21 protein-coding genes and 1 tRNA gene are annotated in these 19,973 nt (G+C 62.7%); 10 read left to right on the top strand and 12 right to left on the bottom strand.

The genetic code is table 11. The features are described from left to right. Window positions 1–291 precede the first annotated feature (291 nt). On the bottom strand, window positions 292–771 hold the full coding sequence (locus tag D3872_RS25155) for a hypothetical protein (RefSeq protein ID WP_147373762.1): 480 nt from the start codon (window positions 769–771) through the stop codon (window positions 292–294). Further along, window positions 768–1,610: a type 1 glutamine amidotransferase family protein gene (locus tag D3872_RS02015; protein WP_147373761.1), complete on the bottom strand. Its 843-nt coding sequence runs from the start codon at window positions 1,608–1,610 to the stop codon at window positions 768–770. Before D3872_RS02015 ends, D3872_RS25155 begins: the two co-directional genes overlap by 4 nt. A gap of 571 nt (window positions 1,611–2,181) precedes the next feature. On the opposite strand from D3872_RS02015, the gene tnpC reads away from it, so the two are divergent. The 3 genes from tnpC to D3872_RS02000 all read left to right on the top strand — a co-directional run bounded on the left by tnpC (window position 2,182) and on the right by D3872_RS02000 (window position 5,257). Then, the gene (tnpC, locus tag D3872_RS02010; RefSeq protein ID WP_119809239.1) at window positions 2,182–3,594 is read left to right on the top strand and encodes an IS66 family transposase; all 1,413 of its coding nucleotides are present in this window, start codon (window positions 2,182–2,184) and stop codon (window positions 3,592–3,594) included. Window positions 3,595–3,626: 32 nt separating this feature from the next. Next, a complete protein-coding gene (locus D3872_RS02005) occupies window positions 3,627–3,890 on the top strand; it encodes a hypothetical protein (protein ID WP_119809238.1) in 264 nt (87 codons plus the stop codon). Window positions 3,891–4,774: 884 nt separating this feature from the next. After that, window positions 4,775–5,257, top strand: coding sequence for a toll/interleukin-1 receptor domain-containing protein (locus D3872_RS02000; protein ID WP_229459110.1), 483 nt, complete (start codon window positions 4,775–4,777; stop codon window positions 5,255–5,257). 248 nt (window positions 5,258–5,505) lie between these two features. Here the strand turns inward: D3872_RS02000 and D3872_RS01995 are convergent. Both D3872_RS01995 and ispB read right to left on the bottom strand, forming a co-directional pair. Next, window positions 5,506–5,582, bottom strand: a tRNA-Pro gene (locus tag D3872_RS01995). A gap of 47 nt (window positions 5,583–5,629) precedes the next feature. Continuing rightward, window positions 5,630–6,619 carry an octaprenyl diphosphate synthase gene (gene ispB / locus D3872_RS01990; RefSeq protein ID WP_119809236.1) on the bottom strand — a complete coding sequence of 330 codons (990 nt, stop codon included), beginning with the start codon at window positions 6,617–6,619 and terminating at the stop codon, window positions 5,630–5,632. 229 nt (window positions 6,620–6,848) lie between these two features. Between ispB and rplU the strand changes: the two genes are divergently transcribed. The 6 genes from rplU to D3872_RS01960 all read left to right on the top strand — a co-directional run bounded on the left by rplU (window position 6,849) and on the right by D3872_RS01960 (window position 11,311). After that, entirely contained in the window at window positions 6,849–7,160 is a 312-nt protein-coding gene (gene rplU / locus D3872_RS01985; RefSeq protein ID WP_026172134.1) for a 50S ribosomal protein L21, read from the top strand. 56 nt (window positions 7,161–7,216) lie between these two features. Further along, entirely contained in the window at window positions 7,217–7,489 is a 273-nt protein-coding gene (gene rpmA, locus D3872_RS01980) for a 50S ribosomal protein L27 (RefSeq protein ID WP_119809235.1), read from the top strand. A gap of 103 nt (window positions 7,490–7,592) precedes the next feature. Then, on the top strand, window positions 7,593–8,702 hold the full coding sequence (gene obgE, locus D3872_RS01975) for a GTPase ObgE (RefSeq protein ID WP_119809234.1): 1,110 nt from the start codon (window positions 7,593–7,595) through the stop codon (window positions 8,700–8,702). Window positions 8,703–8,704: 2 nt separating this feature from the next. After that, window positions 8,705–9,136, top strand: coding sequence for a DUF4345 family protein (locus D3872_RS01970; protein ID WP_229459108.1), 432 nt, complete (start codon window positions 8,705–8,707; stop codon window positions 9,134–9,136). Beyond that, window positions 9,111–10,229: a glutamate 5-kinase gene (gene proB, locus D3872_RS01965; protein ID WP_119809232.1), complete on the top strand. Its 1,119-nt coding sequence runs from the start codon at window positions 9,111–9,113 to the stop codon at window positions 10,227–10,229. The genes D3872_RS01970 and proB overlap by 26 nt, the downstream gene beginning before the upstream one ends. Window positions 10,230–10,231: 2 nt before the next feature. Beyond that, the gene (locus D3872_RS01960; RefSeq protein WP_119809231.1) at window positions 10,232–11,311 is read left to right on the top strand and encodes a DUF4272 domain-containing protein; all 1,080 of its coding nucleotides are present in this window, start codon (window positions 10,232–10,234) and stop codon (window positions 11,309–11,311) included. A gap of 7 nt (window positions 11,312–11,318) precedes the next feature. On the opposite strand, the gene D3872_RS01955 is transcribed toward D3872_RS01960, so the two are convergent. From D3872_RS01955 to rsxB, 3 genes are all read right to left on the bottom strand, one after another. Next, window positions 11,319–12,191: an MYG1 family protein gene (locus tag D3872_RS01955; RefSeq protein WP_229459107.1), complete on the bottom strand. Its 873-nt coding sequence runs from the start codon at window positions 12,189–12,191 to the stop codon at window positions 11,319–11,321. 164 nt (window positions 12,192–12,355) lie between these two features. Beyond that, entirely contained in the window at window positions 12,356–12,967 is a 612-nt protein-coding gene (gene nth, locus D3872_RS01950) for an endonuclease III (RefSeq protein WP_119809230.1), read from the bottom strand. After that, complete coding sequence (gene rsxB / locus D3872_RS01945) at window positions 12,964–13,644, bottom strand: electron transport complex subunit RsxB (RefSeq protein ID WP_119809229.1); 681 nt, start codon at window positions 13,642–13,644, stop codon at window positions 12,964–12,966. Before rsxB ends, nth begins: the two co-directional genes overlap by 4 nt. A 505-nt stretch (window positions 13,645–14,149) precedes the next feature. On the opposite strand from rsxB, the gene D3872_RS01940 reads away from it, so the two are divergent. Further along, window positions 14,150–14,698 (top strand): PEP-CTERM sorting domain-containing protein, encoded by a 549-nt coding sequence (locus D3872_RS01940; protein WP_119809228.1) that lies wholly within the window; start codon window positions 14,150–14,152, stop codon window positions 14,696–14,698. Between the two features lie 179 nt (window positions 14,699–14,877). Here the strand turns inward: D3872_RS01940 and D3872_RS01935 are convergent, their stop codons facing one another. The 5 genes from D3872_RS01935 to D3872_RS01915 all read right to left on the bottom strand — a co-directional run bounded on the left by D3872_RS01935 (window position 14,878) and on the right by D3872_RS01915 (window position 19,932). Beyond that, window positions 14,878–16,113, bottom strand: coding sequence for a polyhydroxyalkanoate depolymerase (locus D3872_RS01935; protein WP_119809227.1), 1,236 nt, complete (start codon window positions 16,111–16,113; stop codon window positions 14,878–14,880). A gap of 325 nt (window positions 16,114–16,438) precedes the next feature. Beyond that, window positions 16,439–17,536 carry an NAD(P)/FAD-dependent oxidoreductase gene (locus D3872_RS01930; RefSeq protein ID WP_119809226.1) on the bottom strand — a complete coding sequence of 366 codons (1,098 nt, stop codon included), beginning with the start codon at window positions 17,534–17,536 and terminating at the stop codon, window positions 16,439–16,441. 105 nt (window positions 17,537–17,641) lie between these two features. After that, the gene (gene fdxA / locus D3872_RS01925; RefSeq protein WP_119809225.1) at window positions 17,642–17,965 is read right to left on the bottom strand and encodes a ferredoxin FdxA; all 324 of its coding nucleotides are present in this window, start codon (window positions 17,963–17,965) and stop codon (window positions 17,642–17,644) included. 204 nt (window positions 17,966–18,169) lie between these two features. Further along, a complete protein-coding gene (locus D3872_RS01920) occupies window positions 18,170–18,454 on the bottom strand; it encodes a protealysin inhibitor emfourin (protein ID WP_119809224.1) in 285 nt (94 codons plus the stop codon). After that, window positions 18,451–19,932, bottom strand: coding sequence for a gluzincin family metallopeptidase (locus D3872_RS01915; protein WP_119809223.1), 1,482 nt, complete (start codon window positions 19,930–19,932; stop codon window positions 18,451–18,453). The genes D3872_RS01920 and D3872_RS01915 overlap by 4 nt, the downstream gene beginning before the upstream one ends. Between the last annotated feature and the right edge of the window lie 41 nt (window positions 19,933–19,973).

Genomic DNA, 19,973 nt, shown 5'->3' with positions numbered 1-19,973 from the left:
TAATATTGAATTCTCATTAATACGTATAGGTCGTCGAAGACAGGATGACAGCGGGGAGGGGAAGGATGCTGCGCGTTCCCGAGGCATCGGGAGCGATATTCCGGTCGAGGTCCCGGAAAGGTGGTGCAGCACCGGCCGTGGCGGCCGGTGCACATTCGCCGTTGCAGCGAACGCAGCCTTATGCAGGCGCTTTGCTGCTGGCCTTGTACTCGTGACGGAAGAACATCACGATACGTGCGGCCATTGCGACGGCGGCGATCGCGCCGGGAAGGAATCCGAGCATTTCCATGATTAACCCCGCGACGCCAGATTGCGCAGTTCTGCCGCGAGCGATGGCGAATGGTATTCGCAGCTGCGGGCCATGGCGAACAGTTGCTTGCGGCTCTGGTGCAGCTTGCGGGCAGACACGGTTTCAGTGTCGACAACTTCCTGCGCTACATATTGACGTTCCTGGGCAGCGAACAGGGCAGCGGCGAAGGCGCGCGCGGCACGGCTGACGTCAGTGAAGTAGTCACGCAGGTTGATGGCAGAGTGGAAGGTTGCGGTAGTCATCTGGAACTCCTCGAGTGCATTGTGTTGTTGCAGTGCAGTATAAGGAAGTCCGAGCCATAAATAAAATTTTGATTTCTGATGTGCGCCATACATATAGCGTATAACTTGGCGAAAAATGCAAATGCAGTCATCAAGGAAAGTAATATGCGGTATTTGATTGCCGCATGGATAGTACTTTATTGACATATCGGGGCGCCATGCCGCGCCATTTGCGCTCAATACGGATTCGGCGAAACCACGCCCGACATTACGCCGACCGAGCGGTGGATCGGAAAGGATGACCAGTCGGACAGGTTGATCACCGTATTGGAATCGGCGAGCTTGCGGATTTGCACCGCCGAAGCGCCGATCGCCAATGGCTTGCCAGCAACGCAACTGGTCGGACCCTGGCTGACACTGACGAAGTAGACGGCACTTTCGGTGGCCGGCGCCGGATTGTTGGTGACGCGGCGTCCGATATAGCGCATCGTGGCCGGATCCCACTCGACCAGCAGGGCGGTCTCCACATTCAGTCCGATACCGCGAGCCGCATTGTTCCCGAGCACGCCGCCGGCGCATCCTAATGGCTGTGAACCCGGTCCTGTATGCGGAACGACCAGCCGCGACACGAAAGTGATCAGCCGACCCATGCGGTCGCGCGCGTCGAGATGGGAATCCATGATTGTATTGGCGAACGCGGGCGGCGTGACGAAGCCGCCCGGGCTACTCAGCGGCGCCGGATCGAGGGTCATGTACCTGTTGTACGGATTGCCCAGCGCCTGCGCTGACGTCACCGAGCCGTTCAGGGCTGCGAAGTCGAATTGCCCCAGTACCGCCAGCCCCGCGCTGGTTCCTCCGACCGGAACCTTGTTGCCAATCAGCGTATCGAGGGTCGCCCGCCAGCGCCTGCCCCTATCGAGAGTTGATGTAGTCGCCTGTAAATCCGCCGGCGATCCACACGCATTGGCCTGCTGACGAGGCGTTGACGAACGGAATCGTTCGCTTGCCGCGATGCTTGCACTACGCAGCGTTTCGCACACGAGCTGAGGCCAGGGCGGCGCGCCGACCAGCATCAGCATGTTCTGCGGGGCTGTGAGGAATGCTGCGCTGCTGTAATAAGATATAACGGATTGTAGGCGGACCATCGCCGTGCGCGGTCACCACCAGGCGCCGCCGGATGCCCGGCGCGAACGCGGCCTGCACTGATCATCCAGCGGGAATGCCTCGTCAAACATCGGGGCCGCCGCCATCAAGCACATAGCTTGGATACGCTCGGCCCGGGCTGACGGCGGGTGTGATGCCAGGGATTTGCCGATGGATAGTAGGTAATATGGCCGCTCTGCTGCTGCCTTTGGCCGCTTCGGCTGTACGCCAGCCAGCACCAGTGCCACGGACAGTACAGCGCAGGCTAGCCGCCGCCCGACAGCGCCAAAGTGTGATTTAGCCATCGCGGACTCCCGGTCGGTCGGGTTGAAGTATTTATACGATAGACCTGTACGCAGGCGGCCGCAACGGCCGGACGCGCCCTGGCGAAAATTGCGCGCGCCGGCGCAACAGCGCACGCTGAGTGGCCTGGGAGTAACTGTTCAGCCTGAATGACCGAAGCAATCAGCGGTTGTAAACTTTGTACAGTTGCCGCATCATGTTGTCATGCCACCGAAACCGCCCCGTCCCGACCTCACGCAGTTGTCCCATCAGGACAAGGACAGACTCATCGACGCGCTGTTTTCGCGCTTGGATGCGGTCGAAGCAAAGCTGGGCATGAACAGCCAGAATTCGAGCAAGCCACCATCCTCGGATGGACTGGCCAAGAAGCAGAAGACCAGTTCCTTGCGCGGCAAGTCGGGCAAGGCGGTTGGCGGCCAGCCGGGCCATAAAGGCAGTACCCTCAAGCGGGTGGCCGAGCCCACCAGCACGAAGGATCATCCTCCGCCGTCGCATTGCAACCGCTGCCACAGTGCGCTGGCGCTCGAACAGGCGCACGTGCTGGAGCGCCGTCAGGTATTCGATGTGCCGACGATGTGTTTCGAGGTGGTGGAACACCGTGTCTACACGGTGGTCTGCGCCTGCGGTCAGCGGCACGACAGCGTCTTCCCCGCTGCGGTCGGCGACCTCGCGCAATACGGCCCGAACGTGCGCGCACTGGGGGTGCATCTGACCCAGGGCCAGATGCTGCCATATGCCCGCGCCGCCGAGTTGATTGGCGAGATGACGGGCTTGTCTGTGTCGCCGGCAACCCTGCTTGCCTGGGTTGGCGAAGCGAGCCTGGCCCTGCAGGGCACAGCCGACCTGATAGCGCGGCAATTGCACCACGCGCCAGTGCTGTGCGCCGACGAATCGGGCTTGCGCGTCGACGGCAAACTGCACTGGATGCATGTGGCGGCCACGGCGGAACTGACCTGGTATGGCATGCACGCAAAGCGCGGCTTGGACGCCATCGTCGCGCATGGCATTCTCCCCAAACGCATCGGCGTTCTGGTGCATGATTGCTGGGCCCCATACTGGAAACTCGACGATGGCCTGCATGCCTTGTGCAATGCCCATCTCCTTCGAGAACTGGTGTATGCGCAGGAAGTGACTGGCCAGCAATGGCCGACCGCCATGACGGAACTGCTGCTCAACGCCCAACGACTGAGCGCGGCGGCGCGACAGCAGGGCCGGCCATTTGATGCCGATGCCATCGCCGCCTTCACCACCGTCTACAACGACATCGTGCGCCAAGGCGAACAACTGAACCCTCCCCAACTCAAGCCCGACGGAAAATCCGGTCGCTGCAAACAGTCCGACGCCCACAACCTGCTGCGCCGCTTCCGGCTGCACGCCGACGCCATCTTGCGCTTCATCGCCGATCCGACCGTTCCGTTCTCCAACAATATTGCCGAACGGGCCGTCCGCATGCCCAAGGTCAAGCAAAAAATATCGGGCTGCTTCCGCACCATTGCTGGCGCCGACAATTTCTGCATCATTCGCTCCTGCCTCGACACGCTACGCAAACAGGGATACAGCATGTTGGAAGTGCTGCGCCGCGCATTTGCTGGCGATCCGATCATGCCAGCTGCGTAGCGGCCGAACAGTCAGCAATCGCAATCAATCCCATGGCCAAACCGAAGCGCAAACTGACCGCCGCCCAGAAGAGGGAGAAGGCGCAGTTCATGACTATCTTCATCAACGGAAAACAAAAGCGCGTGCGTCGTCCGGTCCTGATCGACGGCCTGCATTCCGATGAGTTCTACTTGCGAAATGCAGACTCGATCGCGCTGCATCAAGACGGGCTGTGGGAATGCATTGCGGAGGCCGAACCAGGCGACATCGCTTTCACCGATGCGAATGACGCGGATTGCTTTGGTCATTCAGGCTGAACAGTTACGCCTGGGAAAAGTGGGGAGACAAAGCGGAAAGGGAATTACTGGTCGGGGTGAGAGGATTCGAATCTCCGGCCTCTGCGTCCCGAAGAATGCGTATTCGGAAAGCTTCCGTTATTTCAAAGGGTATTTGACATTTAGTACTACAGTCGGTACTACAGTCTATTACTAGTATGGAAAGCAATAATTTCTAAGGCTTGCTGGCGCTCAGTTTTTTGAGCGTATCGGCAGTCTGTTATTGCTTTAATGATAGCTCTATCTGTTTGGCCTTGTTGGCAGCCTGCATTTGCAAGTCTGCTTGCTTCTTCTAAGCATCGATGCGTTGCTTCTCGGCAGCATTTGTCGCCTCTGCCAATTCTGAATATCTCACGATACCTACTCCTTTCGTCAATTTAAGGATTGTCGGTACATGACTGTCGGTTCAAACGACATTGGGGTGGTGATGTTTGGGACATAGGTGAGAGCGAACATCTTCGCTTTGACGCAGATGTCTAGCTGCCCCCCGTGCTTACAAGCCGTGTGGGATTTTGCGTATTTTCCAGATTGGCAACATGCTATCCTTAGCGGCATCGGCCGAGTTCGGCCATTTTCGGCCTCCTGTACCGAGGTTAGAGTGCTTCGCTACTTGAACGAGCGATAACAAATGGAAGGATTACGACATGGCCAGGTGCACAGCACCAGTAAACGGACATCGCACAGCGAGCGCGGCAGCGGCCTGTCCCGCATGTAGTAGCCGCTCTAGAGGCTACGGGTCATACTCATATTCGCCCTCGTCCTATCCCTCATCCTACCCCTCGCCGGGGAGCAACGGGGGCGGCCGGAGCAACGTCGGCGGGTCCGGCAGCAGCGGAAGGCCGCGCTGGTCGCGAGCAGATTCGTCCGTGGTGTACACGCCTGCCGAGGTGCGAACGCTCACGCCGGTCCGCGAAAACGTCGAGAAGCGAGCGTCCGTGCCCGATCTTCGGGATGTCTTTCTTTGCCACGCGTGGGACGACCGGAAAGGGGCCGCCAGGGAGCTGCATGATCTACTTGAGTCGCTCGGTGTCTCGGTTTGGTTCAGCGAGAAGGACGTCGCTCTCGGCACGCCGTTGCTCCGCGAAATCGACAAGGGGCTGGCGAAGTCGCGAGTCGGGATCGTGCTGGTTACCCCCGCGCTACTGAGCCGAGTCCGAGGAGAGGGCATCGCCGACAAAGAGCTTTCGGCGCTCCTGGCGCGTGACCTGCTCGTTCCCATCGTGCACGACACGACGTATGAAGCTCTCCGCGAAGTCAGTCCCCTGCTCGGCTCGAGAAGCGGCCTGAACACTGCAGAAGATACGATGGCAAATGTCGCGGCTAAGCTCGCCGAGCTGGTTGCCCCCTAGCTTTATTGCCCACAGAGGTTTGCCACTTAGATGGGCTGCTTCGGCGCCCTTTTGGTCGCAAGATGCGGCGCTGCCGCGTTTGAATTCATTTTGTTGTTATTTTCATAATTGCGGTTGAAGATGTTAGGCCAGCTTGGGACCTAAATCTAAGGGAGCCGCAAGCGCTGACCTAACGTTTGTACTACAGAGGAAACTGTAGTACTAAAAGGTCCGCAATATTTGGAGAAACCCTTTAGGTAAAGGGTTTTTGGTCGGGGTGAGAGGATTCGAACCTCCGGCCTCTGCGTCCCGAACGCAGCGCTCTACCAGGCTGAGCCACACCCCGACGGGTAGTAGATTATTCTGATCTGAAACGTGTCAATTTTATTAACGCTAGTGGGTCCTGTCAACCGCGAACGTGCAGAGCTGGAGCAGGCTTTGCTTGAAGACGCTGTCGGGCAGGCCGGCGACCGCTTCGGCGGCGCGGCGCGCGGCCGTTTCCGCTTCGCGGCGGGTGTAGTCGAGCGCGCCGCTGCTGGTCACGGCGGCCAGGATCGCGTCGAAATGCTGTTCGTCGCCCTGCTCGATGCAGCTGCGTACCAGCTGGCGCTGTTCCTCGGTGCCGTTCTCCATTAAATAGATGAGCGGCAGGGTAGGCTTGCCTTCGCGCAGGTCGTCGCCCACGTTCTTGCCGATTTCGGTGGCGTCGCCTGCATAGTCGAGCACGTCGTCGATCAGCTGGAAGGCGGTGCCGAGCGAGCGGCCGTATTCGCCGGCCGCATCGATCTGCTCGTCAGTGGCGCCCGACACCAGCGCGCCCAGCTGGGCCGCCGCTTCGAACAGCTTGGCCGTCTTCGAGCGGATGACCTTGAGGTAACTTTCCTGGGTCACGTCCGGGTCGTGCATGTTCAGCAGCTGCAGCACTTCGCCTTCGGCGATCACGTTGGTAGCGTCCGACAGGATCTGCATCACGCGCATATTGTCCAGGCCGACCATCATCTGGAACGAGCGCGAGTACAGGAAGTCGCCCACCAGCACCGAAGCGGCGTTGCCGAACAGCGCGTTGGCGGTCTGGCGGCCGCGGCGCATCGACGATTCGTCGACCACGTCGTCATGCAGCAGGGTGGCGGTATGGATGAACTCGACGACGGCCGCCAGCTCATGGTGCGCGGTCCCGCGGTAGCCGTAGGCGTTGGCAATCAGGAGCACCAGCACCGGCCGGATGCGCTTGCCGCCGGCGCTGATGATGTACTCCGCAATCTGGTTCACCAGGGTGACCTCGGAATGCAGGCGTTCGCGGATCACCTTGTTGACCGCCTCCATGTCTGGGGCGATTGATTGAGCGATGTTGTTTTGTTGTGCGTTTGGGGTAGCGGCGGACAAGGCGGACCTGCATTGGACGTTAGGTGTGGGGATTATACGACAAGCACGCCGGGCCGTCCCAACGCCCACTGCCGGGTCCGCGCCCGGGTAAGAGCGGAAAGTTGTTGACATACCACGAACTGCAGCGCTTGTGCACGCCTTTTGACGTGAAATCGTATCGCGTGTATAATTTGCGGTTCCCCGGCTTACGGCCAGGGAAACTTTCTAACATTTGATGAGGTTTCAAATCATGTACGCGGTCATAAAAACCGGTGGCAAACAATACAAAGTTGTCGCTGGCGAAAAACTTAAAGTAGAACAGATACCGGCAGACATTGGTTCCGAAATCACCATCGATCAAGTTCTCGCAGTAGGCGCGGGCGACACCATCAAGTTTGGTGCGCCATTGGTCGAAGGTGCTAAGGTACTGGTAACTGTTGTGGCACACGGTCGTCACGATAAAGTGAAGATTTTCAAGATGCGTCGTCGTAAGCACTACCAGAAGCATCAGGGCCATCGCCAGAATTTCACCGAAATCCAAATCGTATCGATCAACGGCTAATCGCCGTTTGCCAGGCGGTTCGCCGCCCGGTTAATCCAGCTATCAAGGAGCACTAAATGGCACACAAAAAAGGCGGCGGTACTACCCGCAACGGCCGCGATTCCGAATCAAAGCGCCTTGGCGTTAAGGTTTACGGCGGCCAGGCTATCAACGCAGGCGGCATCATCATTCGCCAGCGCGGCACCCCGGTTCGTGCAGGCACGAACGTCGGTACCGGCAAGGACCACACCCTGTTCGCGCTGGTCGACGGCACGGTGAAGTTCGTCAAGAAGGGCATCGGCTCGAAGCAGTTCGTGACCGTGGTTGCAGCGGAAGCCGCAGCAGCGTAATTACGCGCTCGCGCCGTTCGCGGCGCACACTTGTAAGGCGCAAGCCTTCAATCGAAAGGCTCTGCCCACGGTAGAGCCTTTTTAGTTTTATGGCGGCAAAATCATGAAGTTTATCGACGAAGCAAAAATCGAAGTCATCGCCGGCGACGGCGGGAATGGCTGCGCCTCGTTCTGTCGCGAGAAGTTCCGTCCGTTCGGCGGCCCTGACGGCGGCGACGGCGGCAAAGGCGGCTCCATCTGGGCGGTTGCGGACCGCAACATCAATACCCTGGTGGATTTCCGCTACTCCAAAATGCACAAGGCGAAGGACGGCGAACCCGGCCGCGGCTCGGACTGCTACGGCAAGGGCGCGGACGACATCCACCTGCGCATGCCGGTCGGCACGCTCATCGTCGATAACAACAACGGCGAGATCATCGCCGACCTGACCGAACACGGCCAGATGGAATTGCTGGCCAAGGGCGGCGAGGGCGGCTGGGGCAACATCCACTTCAAGTCCTCGACCAACCGCGCGCCGCGCCAGAAGTCCGAAGGCAAGGAAGGCGAACGGCGCGAGCTGCGCCTGGAGCTGAAGGTGCTGGCCGACGTCGGCCTGCTGGGAATGCCGAACGCCGGCAAGTCGACCTTCATCACGGCCGTGTCCAACGCCAAGCCGAAGATCGCCGACTACCCGTTCACCACCCTGCACCCGAACCTCGGCGTCGTGCGCGTGTCGCACGAGAAGAGCTTCGTCATCGCCGACATACCGGGCCTGATCGAAGGCGCGTCGGAAGGCGCGGGCCTCGGCCACCAGTTCCTGCGCCACCTGCAGCGCACCGGCCTGCTGCTGCACATCGTCGACCTGGCCCCGTTCGAGACCAATGTCGACCCGGTCAAGGAAGCCAAGGCGCTGGTCAAGGAACTGGAAAAGTACGATGTCTCGCTGGTCGACAAGCCGCGCTGGCTGGTGCTCAACAAGCTGGACGTGATTCCCGAGGAAGAGCGCAAGAAGCGGGTCAAGGACTTCGTCAAGCGCATGGCCTGGAAAGGCCCCGTGTTCGAGATCTCCGCGCTGAACCGCGACGGCTGCCAGGACCTGGTCAACGCCATCTACCTGCACCTCGAGGAAAAGCGCAACACCGAGCACCGTGCCGAAGAAACGCAGATGACCGAAGAAGCACGCGGCATCGCCTCCATCGATCCGGACGATCCACGCTTCAAGATCCTGGATTAAAATTGGCAGTATCCATGTTCTGGGCGCGGCAGCGCATCGCGCTGCTCAAGCTCATCGCCATCGCCAGTTCGCTGGCCGCGCTTGCGGCCATGCTCGACCCGGACCGTGTGGCGTCCAGCATGGGTATGCTGCTCGTTGGCGTGAACGGCTACAGCCAGTTCTACGCCATCTATGTCGGCGTCAGGCTCGCTACCGCAGGCCTGGCACTGTTGGCCGCAAGGCACGGCGACCAGCCACTCCTCGGCGATATCACAGCATTGCTCCTCCTGGCGCAGCCGGCGGGCCGCTTCGTTGCGGCGCTCGCGATCGGACTGCCCCAGGGATTTTTGTTAGTCGTTTGCGGGTTGGAGCTGCTGGGTGGCCTCGGGCTGCTGGCGCTGCGCCCGCCCACAGTCGAAAAGCGCGCCGATGAACTCCGTCATACAAAAAGCTGACCGCATCATCATCAAGGTCGGGTCCTCGCTGGTCACCAACGATGGCCGCGGCCTCGATCACACCGCCATCGCCCGCTGGGCGTCCCAGATCTCCGCGCTGCGCGCGCTCGGCAAGCAAGTCGTGCTGGTCAGCTCCGGCGCCATCGCCGAAGGCATGCTGCGCCTGGGCTTCGACAAGCGCCCCACCGACGTCCACGAACTGCAGGCCTGTGCCGCCGTCGGCCAGATGGGCCTCGCGCAGATCTACGAGACCAGCTTCCGCGCGCACGGCCTCGGCACCGCCCAGGTGCTGCTGACGCACGCCGACCTGGCCGACCGCGAACGCTACCTCAACGCGCGTTCCACCCTCACCACCTTGCTGCGCTTCGGCGTGGTCCCGATCATCAACGAGAACGACACCGTGGTCACCGACGAGATCAAGTTCGGCGACAACGACACGCTGGGCGCGCTGGTGGCCAACCTGATCGAAGCCGATGCGCTGGTGATCCTGACCGACCAGAAGGGCTTGTACAGCGCCGACCCGCGCAAGGACCCGGCGGCCGTGCTGATCGCCGAAGGCAAGGCCGGCGACCTTGCGCTGGAAGCGATGGCTGGCGGCGCCGGCAGCAGCCTCGGCCGCGGCGGCATGCTGACCAAGATCCTGGCAGCGAAGCGCGCCGCCCGCTCGGGCGCCGACACCGTGATCGCATGGGGACGCGAGGACGATGTCCTGACCCGGCTGGCAAACGGCGAGGCGATCGGCACCCAGCTGCTAGCGCAGACCGGGCGCACCACCGCGCGCAAGCAGTGGATGGTGGATCACCTGCAGACTGGCGGAACGGTGGTGATCGATGCCGGCGCGGTGGCCAAGCTGACGCGCGAAGGCAAGTCGCTGCTGCCGATCGGCGTGCTGGAGGTGCGCGGCGAATTCGGGCGCGGCGCCGTGGTGACCTGCATCGGCGAAGATGGCACGGCCATTGCGCGCGGGCTGACCAACTACACCAGCGCGGAAGCGCGCCGCATCGTTCGCAGGCCGTCGGGCGATATCGAAAAAGTGCTGGGGTATATGGAAGGCCCCGAGCTCATCCACCGCGACAACCTGGTTCTCCTCTGACGATGTTCGAAAAACTCAAAAGCCTCTTCGCAGCCGACAAACAGCCTACGCTTCCCGAAGCCCCCAGCGGCGACACCATCCTGTTCAACGCGTACTGCAGCCGCGCCGAGATACCGCAGCCGTCGTTCGCGCACATCCTGCACGCGCGCCGCGATCTGTCGGACCCCGGGCTGCTGGACCAGGTCAATAGCCTCTGTGGCTATGTGTTCGAGCGCGGCGACGGGCAGATGTCGCAATCGAAGTACCACGTGATCCTGCACCTGCAGCGCGTGCAGCACCATGTGAGCATCGGCGTCGGGGCGGCGGATGTCGCGGCGCTGCATGCGTGGGCCAGGCAAGCCAACGCGCTGCTGTTCACGCAGGATGGCGCCGTGCTCGACCCCGACGGACATGTGCTGGTCGGCGCTGCCGACGGAAAGCCGGATGCGCAGGCGCGCGTTCCGCATCCTGAGCGCGCCTGGGCGCGCAAGGCGGCGACCGAAGCGCTGCTGGCGGCACGCGGCATCGACGTTCCCGCGACCCTGCCGCCGCTGGTCTGCGAGGATGAGCTGGTGCTGCGCAGCCGGGACGAGATCATCGGGCGTGCCAGGGCGCTGCTGCTGGTCGCATTGCGCGCCGAATCGGTCGCGTCCGGCCAGCCGATGGGCGTCGAGATGCTGCTGTCAAAGATGCCGCTGGCGGACGACAGCCTGTCGCCCAACGAGAAGGCGTTCCTCGCCAAAGAAGCGCCATCGCAGCAGGAATGCGCGCAATTCATCTGGCGCTACGAAAGCCTGAATGTGCTCGAATGGGTACTGGGACTCGCCGGCGAACTGCCGTTCCCGGGCTCGCAGTGCGACGCGGCAGGCACCGCGGCGAAGCTGATCGAGATGCGCGGCCCTGAGGTGCGCGGCAGCAGCGATATCCTCGACGCGCTCGATCTGACTTACCGCCTGCACTGGGCCATCCGTCAGGCGCGGCTCAAGAAGCAAGGCGAGCCTGCGGGAGTGGATGCGGACGTGGTGATGGAGCGCCACCATGCGCTGAACTGGCTGGTACGCTTCCAGCACGCGGGCTGGGATGCGATCGATACGCCGACCTGAGTAAGCTTCAGGGCGCGGGCGCGCTGCTAGCGCCCGCAGGCTCCACCGCCTGCAATGCCAGCTTCGCCATCGCGCGCACGCCGTCGAACGACCTGGCGGCCGCGATGAACCTGCCGTTGTGGCAGAACGTCGCATCGGCCACGCCCGTCACGGCGGCCAGTTCCGCGTCGCGCAGCCCGGCCCACGCCTCGGGAAGATCGGCACGGGCGTCGAAGGTATCCGGATCGGCCGGAACCGTGTGCAGCATGTAGCGTTGTTCGCTGATGCTGTGGCTGATCACGAACAGCACCTTCGGCATCTCCTTGCGCACCACGGCAGACCATGGCAGCGCGGCGTTCTTCAGGAACAGCACCTTGCCATCCTCCAGCAGTTCCGCCTGCCTTACCTGTTCGAGCGCAAGCAGCGCCCCGACGCGGTACTTGACCGCATTGGCCATGATGTCGGCCAGGACTTCCATTGCCCGCTTGAACTGGCCCAGCCTGTAGGCCTCCGCGGCTTCCCCATATCCCAGCCGCTGTTCGTCCATCCAGTTTGGATTGAATCCGGAGATGACCGCGGACAGGCCGTATCCGCCCGGCGCATTCTTCGCGGCGCCGACGTCGGACAAGTCCAGGTACTGGACGATATCGGCGTCGATGGCATAGGCGATCTGCTGGGCCGCGTCTGCGGACAGGCGCTGGCCGGCATGCGCTTCGGCCAGCGCTTCGACACAGCGGCCGCCATGCTCCTTCCATACCAGTCCCGCGCTCGCATAGGGCACGCCGGACTGGCGCGCGCCATCGAAACCCTTCTGGTGATGGTCGAAACGGCCGCTTGCCGGATCCCAGATGCCGCCCACATCGATGGCGAAGTCGCCTGCCTCGATAATTGGCCGGGTCACGGGTCCGGACGATCTCGCTTGCCGGGGACAGGATTCCCAGTACCGCCACAGCCCATGCGTCGTCCGCATGAACTTTCTCCTGCGGTAACGCATTATCATGTCAGCCAGCCTCCAGCGCTGATCGGCCAGGCTGCAAGCCCCGCCGGCGCGGGCGTCTTTGGGCCTTATATTCGCACAGTCGGCATCATGCAGTTCCAGCACAGCGCTTGCGTGCCAGGCAGGTTAGCGGCCGGCAGGATCAGCCAGTGGTGGCCGTCGAGCAGGAATTCCTTCGGCACGAACTTCATCAGTTTTCGCTCGACTTCGTCGACGTTCTTGCCGGGCGCGATGCCGGTGCGGTTGGACACGCGGAAGATGTGGGTATCGACCGCCATGGCCGCTTCACCGAAGGCGGTGTTGAGCACCACGTTGGCGGTCTTGCGGCCGACGCCCGGCAGCGCCACCAGTTCCTCGCGCGTGCGCGGCACCTCGCCGCCGTGCTGCTCCACCAGCATGCGGCAGGTGGCGATCACGTTCTTCGCCTTGGTGTGATACAGGCCGATGGTGGCGATATAGGTCTTCAGCTCGTCCTCGCCCATGTCGAGGATCGCCTGCGGCGTATTGGCCACCGGGTACAGCTTGCGGGTGGCCTTGTTGACACCGACGTCGGTCGACTGCGCCGACAGCAGCACCGCGATCAGCAGCTCGAACGGGGTGCTGTATTCGAGCTCGGTCTTGGGACTCGGGTTGGCGGCGCGCAGGCGGCTGAAGATTTCGTGGCGTTTTGCTGCATTCATTGGTCGGGTTTCGTTTGTTCTGCCGCCTTCAGGCGCGCGCGTTCCATTGCGGCCGCGATGATGGCGCGCTTGCGCTCCTTCTCGGCCAGTTCTTCCGGGGTGTTGGTGGCCTCAAGCGTCACCGCCTTCAGCTTCTCGGCGGCCTTGGCGGCCAGCCGCGCATCGTTCTCGGCCTTCTCTCGCGCCAGCCGCAGCGCGCGGAAATCGTGGCGCGAGCGTGCCGCGTCGGCCTGCTGCTGCGACCACGCGGCCCAGCCGGTACGTTCGCCCGTTACCGGCATCAGGACGATGCAGTCGACCGGGCAGGGCGCCACGCACAGGTCGCAGCCGGTGCACAGGCTGGGCAGGATGGTGTGCATCTGCTTGGTGGCGCCGAGAATGGCGTCCACCGGACAGGCCTGGATGCACAGCGTGCAGCCGATGCAGAGGGCCTCGTCGATGAAGGCGACCGGGCGTGGGCGCTCGATGCCGTTGGCCGGGTTGATCGGGATGACGGGACGGTCCAGCAAACGCGCCAGCCGCGCCACGCCTTCGATGCCGCCCGGCGGGCACTGGTTGATCCCTGCCGCGCCGGCGGCGATCGCCTCGGCGTAGGGACGGCAGCCGTCATAGCCGCACTTGGTGCACTGGGTTTGCGGCAGAAGGTCTTCGACCTGGTCGGCGAGGGACTTGGTCACGGCGGGATAATGGGAGGTAAAGCGATATTATCCGCCAACAGTGGCCTTTTCGCACAAGGCTTTCGGTGTTGGCTACTCCCGGCTTCGAAACCGCGTTCGCCTGCGTGAAGCTGGATATGTCGTGGCGCCGGGCGTTCAACAACGGCGGCCCGCAGGCCGCCGTCAACTTCCCAGGGATGCCGGCTATGCCTTGCGGGACTTGCGTTGGGTGGTACCGAGGCCAGCAAGGCCAAGGAGCAACAGGGCGAGTGCGCGGGCGCACCATGCGCGCGTCGGTCCAGTCGGTGATGTAGACGTCGTGGTTCGGCAGCAGGCCGCGCCGGGAATATGCACGATTGTCATTTTGATATTAAAAAGCGCAAAAATTCTGTCGGAAAACTTTACATCTTTTGGAGAAATATCAAGCCCTGCATACCTAAGGCATTGAATTGTTGAGTTTGATTGTTGCTGGCACGAATGTTGCATTTAATCTAACGCAGTCCGTGTCCATATAACAAGGGGTCCTATGAAAGCCTTCAGAACAGTCGCAGTCGCTCTGGCCATGTGCGCCGCAGCCAGCAGCGCATCCGCAGCGCCTATCCTCGATACCGCAGGGGTTGCCACTGCAGTAACGTTCGCTGCGCCATATGGTTACAGGCATGACATCCTCGATCACGGTTACTTTGCCGGCGGCAATATCGCCGGCGCGATCCTGTCGGTCTGGCTTAACGATCCAAACAGGGGAAGCGAAATCGTGAACGTGACGATCGGTATTGGTAACCAGTTGTTCACGCCTGGTGGAAACAACGATGTCAGCAACGGCAATGGTTCCGAAACGCGCGTCGACATTCCGCTGAACGGCACGTCGCTTGCTGACCTGATGCTTGACGGACTCATCGACGTCACGATGGGCACCAACCCGGGCGGTGACTATACCTTCCTGCGCTCGTCGCTTGCGTACGAGCCGGCAGTGATAACGCCAGTCGATGGCGGCCGGGTGCCGGAGCCTTTCACGCTGGGCCTGATGGGCATCGGCCTGGCAGGTCTGGGCTTCGCGAGCCGCCGCAAGAACTGATTGCGCAAGCGGCCCGCAGACACTGGCCGTTGTGACCAACGGCACCGTCCCGGAGCCGTTTTACCCTGGGCCTGATGGGGACCGGCCTCGCCGGTGCCGCGCTGGCACGCCGCCATCGGCGCAGCCCTGAAATGAAAAATGCCGCTCAGCGGCATTTTTTTCGATTGAGGTGGATGCGGTCAGCCGTGCTTGCGGATGAACTCGCCGATCTTCGGGCAGATCACGTCGCGCCAGCGGCGGCCGGAGAAGATGCCGTAGTGGCCGGCCTTCTCGGCCACGAAGTCCTGTTTCATGCCGGCCGGGATGCCCGAGCACAGGTCGTGCGCGGCCTGGGTCTGGCCGGCGCCGGAGATATCATCGAGCTCACCTTCGATCGTGAACAGCGCCACCGTGGTGATGTCCTGCGGACGCACCAGCTGGCCGCCGACTTCCCAGGTGCCGCGCGGCAGGGCGAATTCCTGGAACACGGTCTTGACCGTGTCGAGGTAGTACTCGGCCGGCATGTCGAGCACCGCGTTGTACTCGTTGTAGAACTGGCGGTGGCTTTCGGCCGGCTCGTCGTCGCCCGCCACCAGGTGGTTGTAGAACTCGCGGTGGCTCTGCGCGTGGCGGCCCGGATTCATCGCGATGAAGCCGGCATGCTGCAGGAAGCCCGGGTACACGCGGCGGCCCACGGCGGGGTAGTTGCCCGGCACCGAGTAGATCACCGTGTTCTCGAACCACGAGAAGCTCTTTTCGATCGCCAGGTCGTTGACCGCGGTCGGCGAGCAGCGGGGATCGATCGGGCCGCCCATCATCGTCATCGTCTTCGGCAGTTTCGGGTCCTTGGCGGTGGCCATCAGCGAGATCGCGGCCAGCACCGGCACGGTCGGCTGGCACACCGAGATCACGTGCAGCTCAGGCGCCAGCTGGCGGATGAAGTCCTGCACGTAGAAGATGTAGTCGTCGAGGTGGAATGCGCCTTCCGACAGCGGCACCATGCGCGCGTCGGTCCAGTCGGTGATGTAGACGTCGTGCTTCGGCAGCAGGCCGCACACGGTATCGCGCAACAGCGTCGCGTGGTGTCCGGACAATGGCGCCACCACCAGCACCTTGGGCTGGTCGAGGGCGGCGAATGCCGCGTCGCCCAGGTCCTTCTTGAAGTGCAGCAGCTTGCAGAAAGGGCGCGTGGCCACGGTCCGTTCGAGGATGCCGAACGTGTCTTCGCCGATTGTCACCGTGTCGATGCCGAATTCCGGCTTTTCGTAATCCTTGCCAAGGCGGTACATCAGCTCGTAGCCAGCGGCGATGCGCTGCGAGAACGGGGTGTGCGCCAGCGGGGAGACCGGGTTCGTAAACAGTTTGGAAGACGCGTCTGCCCACTGTATCAGCGGTGTCAGGAATGAGCGTTGCATCTCGTGCAAGTGATAAAGCATACATATTCCTTGTGAGAATTAAATGCACGGGCGTTCGTTCCCGGCGCGGTCAATTATAGGCCATTCGTCAGACCGCAATGCAATTAGTTATTCCCATTGGCAATCTGCCAATGGCCCCAGTCAGCAGTAGGCTTCCTTCGACCTTGCCTCAGGTTTTAACACATCCAATGCGCCCGCTTTATGAGCTACTTAACATATAACAAAAAAGTTTCGCAAAGCGTGGCTTTGTGATGCAAGGGGCGTGCACATCCAGCACATAGGGGCGAAAAAAATGCCGCCCAGCTTGCACTGGACGGCATTTCCGCGAAGCGGATATCGCGCGGCTTTAGTCGAAGACCGGGGTCTCGACGCCGAGGATCTTGTGCAGTTTCGGCGACGTGGTCGTGTACTGCATGTGGATCTTCTTGTCCGGGAAGATGTAAGGCGCCGCGCCGAAAGCAGCCAGCGCCGCTTCGTGGAAGCCCGACAGGATCAGCTTCTTCTTGCCCGGATAGGTGTTGATGTCGCCCACGGCGAAGATGCCCGGCACGTTGGTCTCGAACTTTTCGGTGTCCATGACCTTCAGCTGGCGGCGCTCGATGTCCAGGCCCCACTCGGCGATCGGGCCCAGCTTCGGCGACAGGCCGAAGAACACCAGCAGCATGTCCAGCGGCACGCGGCGGGTGACGCCGTCGGCGCCGGTGACCTTCACTTCGGACAGCTTGCCGTCCTTGGTGTCGAAGCCGGTGACCTGGCCGGTGATCAGCTGCATTTCGAATTCGTCGCACAGCGCCTTCATCTTGGCCACCGAGGCAGGCGCCGCGCGGAAGTCTTCGCGGCGGTGCACCAGCACCACCGATTCCGCCTTGCCGACGAAGTTCAGGGCCCAGTCCAGCGCCGAGTCGCCGCCGCCGCACACCACCAGGTTCTTGCCGTCGAACAGGCCAGGTTCCTTGACGCGGTAGTGCAGCTGGCTGCCTTCGAACTGCTCGATGCCGTCCACCTTCAGCGTGCGCGCCTGGAACGAACCGACGCCGGCCGCGATGAAGATGGTCTTGGTGATGAAGCGGGTGCCAAGCGAGGTTTCGACGTTGAAGCGCGAGTCTTCACGGCGCTGCACGGCGGTCACTTCCTGGCCCAGGTGGAAGGTCGGCTCGAACGGCTCGATCTGCTTGAGCAGGTTGTCGGTCAGTTCCTGGCCGGTGCACACAGGCACGGCAGGGATGTCGTAGATCGGCTTGTCCGGATACAGTTCAACGCACTGTCCGCCCACCGCCGGCAGCGAGTCGATAACGTGGGCCTTGATTTCCAGCAGGCCGAGTTCGAACACCTGGAACAAGCCAACCGGGCCCGCGCCGATGATGACGGCGTCGGTTTCGATGGCGCCGGCGAACGAACTGTTGGGAGCGATGGTGCCTGCTTCGTGGGTGGCGGAGATTGTCATACGTATACTTCCTGTTGATTTTGATTGGTGTTGCTGCGGCGCGCCCGGGACATTGTGTGCGGGCCCGTAAAAGGAGGGCCAGCCTGCGCCGTGCGCGCGGACCGCTTAGCGGACCAACATGCCCAGCTTGTCCTTGACGTCCTTGTACTGCTCGGCTTCAGGCAGCGCAGGCTTGGTCTTGGTGATCGACGGCCACGAGCGCGCCAGGTCGACGTTGATCTTGATGAATTGCTGCTGGTCGGCCGGCACGTCTTCCTCGGCGTAGATGGCGTTGACTGGGCATTCGGCCACGCAGACGGCGCAGTCGATGCACTCGTCAGGATCGATCGTCAGAAAATTCGGGCCTTCCCGGAAACAATCTACCGGGCATACATCGACGCAATCGGTGTAGCGACATGCGATGCACGATTCGGTGACAACGTGGGTCATAACAGTCCTATCTGTGAAATTAGGTGTTGCGGGCCGGCGCCGGAACGATCCGCCAACCATAGCAAAGCACTGTATTTTAAGGCAATTCGGTTTTTCTCACAAATGACGCTTATACACTATACAAATAAGCAAATGCTGGTCATGGCGCCCGTTTTGCCGCTTTTTTGACAATCCGGCAGGGCGGACGCCACGCCTTCCAGCGGTTCAGCCGCCCGCGCGCAGGCGCTCGAGCAGGGGTTTCCAGTGGGTGCAGGCAGGTCCGCCGTCTTCCGCGAACTCGACAGTATGACAGCGTTGGCCGTCGTCCGCCGTGATCTCCCAGTGCGGGATGTCGGCGCCGACCGGGGCCGGCGTGGCGGCGGCCTGGAAGAAGCCGAGGTCCTGCAGCAGCGCCTCGAGCTCCGGACCATGACTGACGCCGGCGGTATCGAGTTGGTAGTGTTCGGCGCCGCCGGCGAAGCCGCCGCCGCCTTTGACGGTGATTTTCACGCGTCCTCCGCGCTGCGGTCGCCGCCGGCGGCTTCGTCGTCGCGCGAGGGCGCCGGACCGGTGCGCCCATGCTCGGCGCACCATTGCGCCAGCGCCTGCACCTCGGCGTCGAACACGTGGTCGATGCCGTAGTACTCGGCCAGGTTCATGGTGCCGCAGCAGGCGCGCCGGTCCTGCACCGCACCGGGCGCATCCCGCACGCCCGGCGCCAGGCGCGCGTCCGCGGGCACGTCCTCGGTCAGCGCCAGCGGCGACGCCACCACCTCGCGCGCAACGAAGCGGTTGCGGATGAAGTTGCGGTATGCGGCCGGGCGCTTGTCCTCGCCGACGATGCGCAGCATCTCGTTGACCACGTCGGGATAGGTCGCGCCGAAGTCGGGCGCCGCGATCAGCGCGCGCAGCAGCACGCCGCGCAGGTAGCCGGCGACCTCGTGCAGCACCGCGGCGTCGTCGCGCAGTGCAGGGTCGCGTTCGTGGGTGAAGATGTCGGCCAGGATGTCGTAGATGGCGCCGGTGAACACCTGCGAGATCGCATGCACCTCGGTGCCCGCTTCCGACAGCGTGATGTCGTTGTCGGCGTTGCGCAGGCCGTTCGAGCGGCCCAGCGCCAGGCCGAACTGCTCGGCGATGTCGGCCAGGAAGGTCTTGTCGTGCAGGCGTGCCTTGGTCTGCGCCACGATCGCTTCGCACTGATCCAGCTGCGACAGCGCCAGGAAGATCGCGGTCAGGTCGCCGAAAGCTTCGTGCAGGCCGCCGGTCTGCGGCGGGTTATCGGCCAGCAGCCAGTCGGGTTTCAGGCCGTCGAGCACCGCATGCCCGGCCTCGTGCGAGACGATGTCGAACGAACGGCAGGTGTACACGCGCTCGGCCGAGCCGCTGGGGACGAAGTCGCCGAACTTCAGGCAGCACTGCGAGCGGCTGTAGAAGGCGTTCATCGTGTTGGGCAGGCCGTGCGGGAAGATCTCCAGGGGCGCGGTGTCGATGCTGCTGTTCCACTGCCACGGCAGCGGCGTTTCGCCGTCGCCGCCGGCCAGCGCCCGCTGGTACATCGTCAGGGTCTGGCGCACCACCGCGAAGGTGTGCACGGCGTCGAACTGCGGCGTGTCGGGCATGGTGACGAAGTCGCCGAAGGCGTTCGGGCTGACCGGCGCGATGCCCGGCTCGCCGTACACGATGCGGGCATCGCGCGGCCCGGCCAGCACGATCCCCGGCAGGAAGGCCTTGCGCGTGCCGATCTCGCTGACCGACGGGTCCTGCTTCCACATCAGCACGCGCGCGCCGAAGGCGTACGGCAGCGGCACCGGTTCCGGCGGCGGCTGATCGGCCAGGCCGATGCGCGGCTTGCCCGGTTCGAGCATCAGCGAGGCGGCCTTGCGGTGCTGGCGGTAGGGGGCGCTGGGAGTCGGCACGAAGCTGACCGGCGCTTGCTCGCGTTCGGTCACGAGCGCCCCGGCCGGTACGCTTACTCGACGATTCATGGTCGTTCTCCACAAGGCTGGTGCGCCTTCCGGTAGTGGTT

Origin of the sequence: Massilia cavernae (assembly GCF_003590855.1) — a bacterium.
In the GTDB taxonomy this organism is placed as follows: Bacteria; Pseudomonadota; Gammaproteobacteria; order Burkholderiales; family Burkholderiaceae_D; genus Telluria_A; species Telluria_A cavernae.
This window is presented reverse-complemented; position numbering and strand designations above follow the sequence as displayed.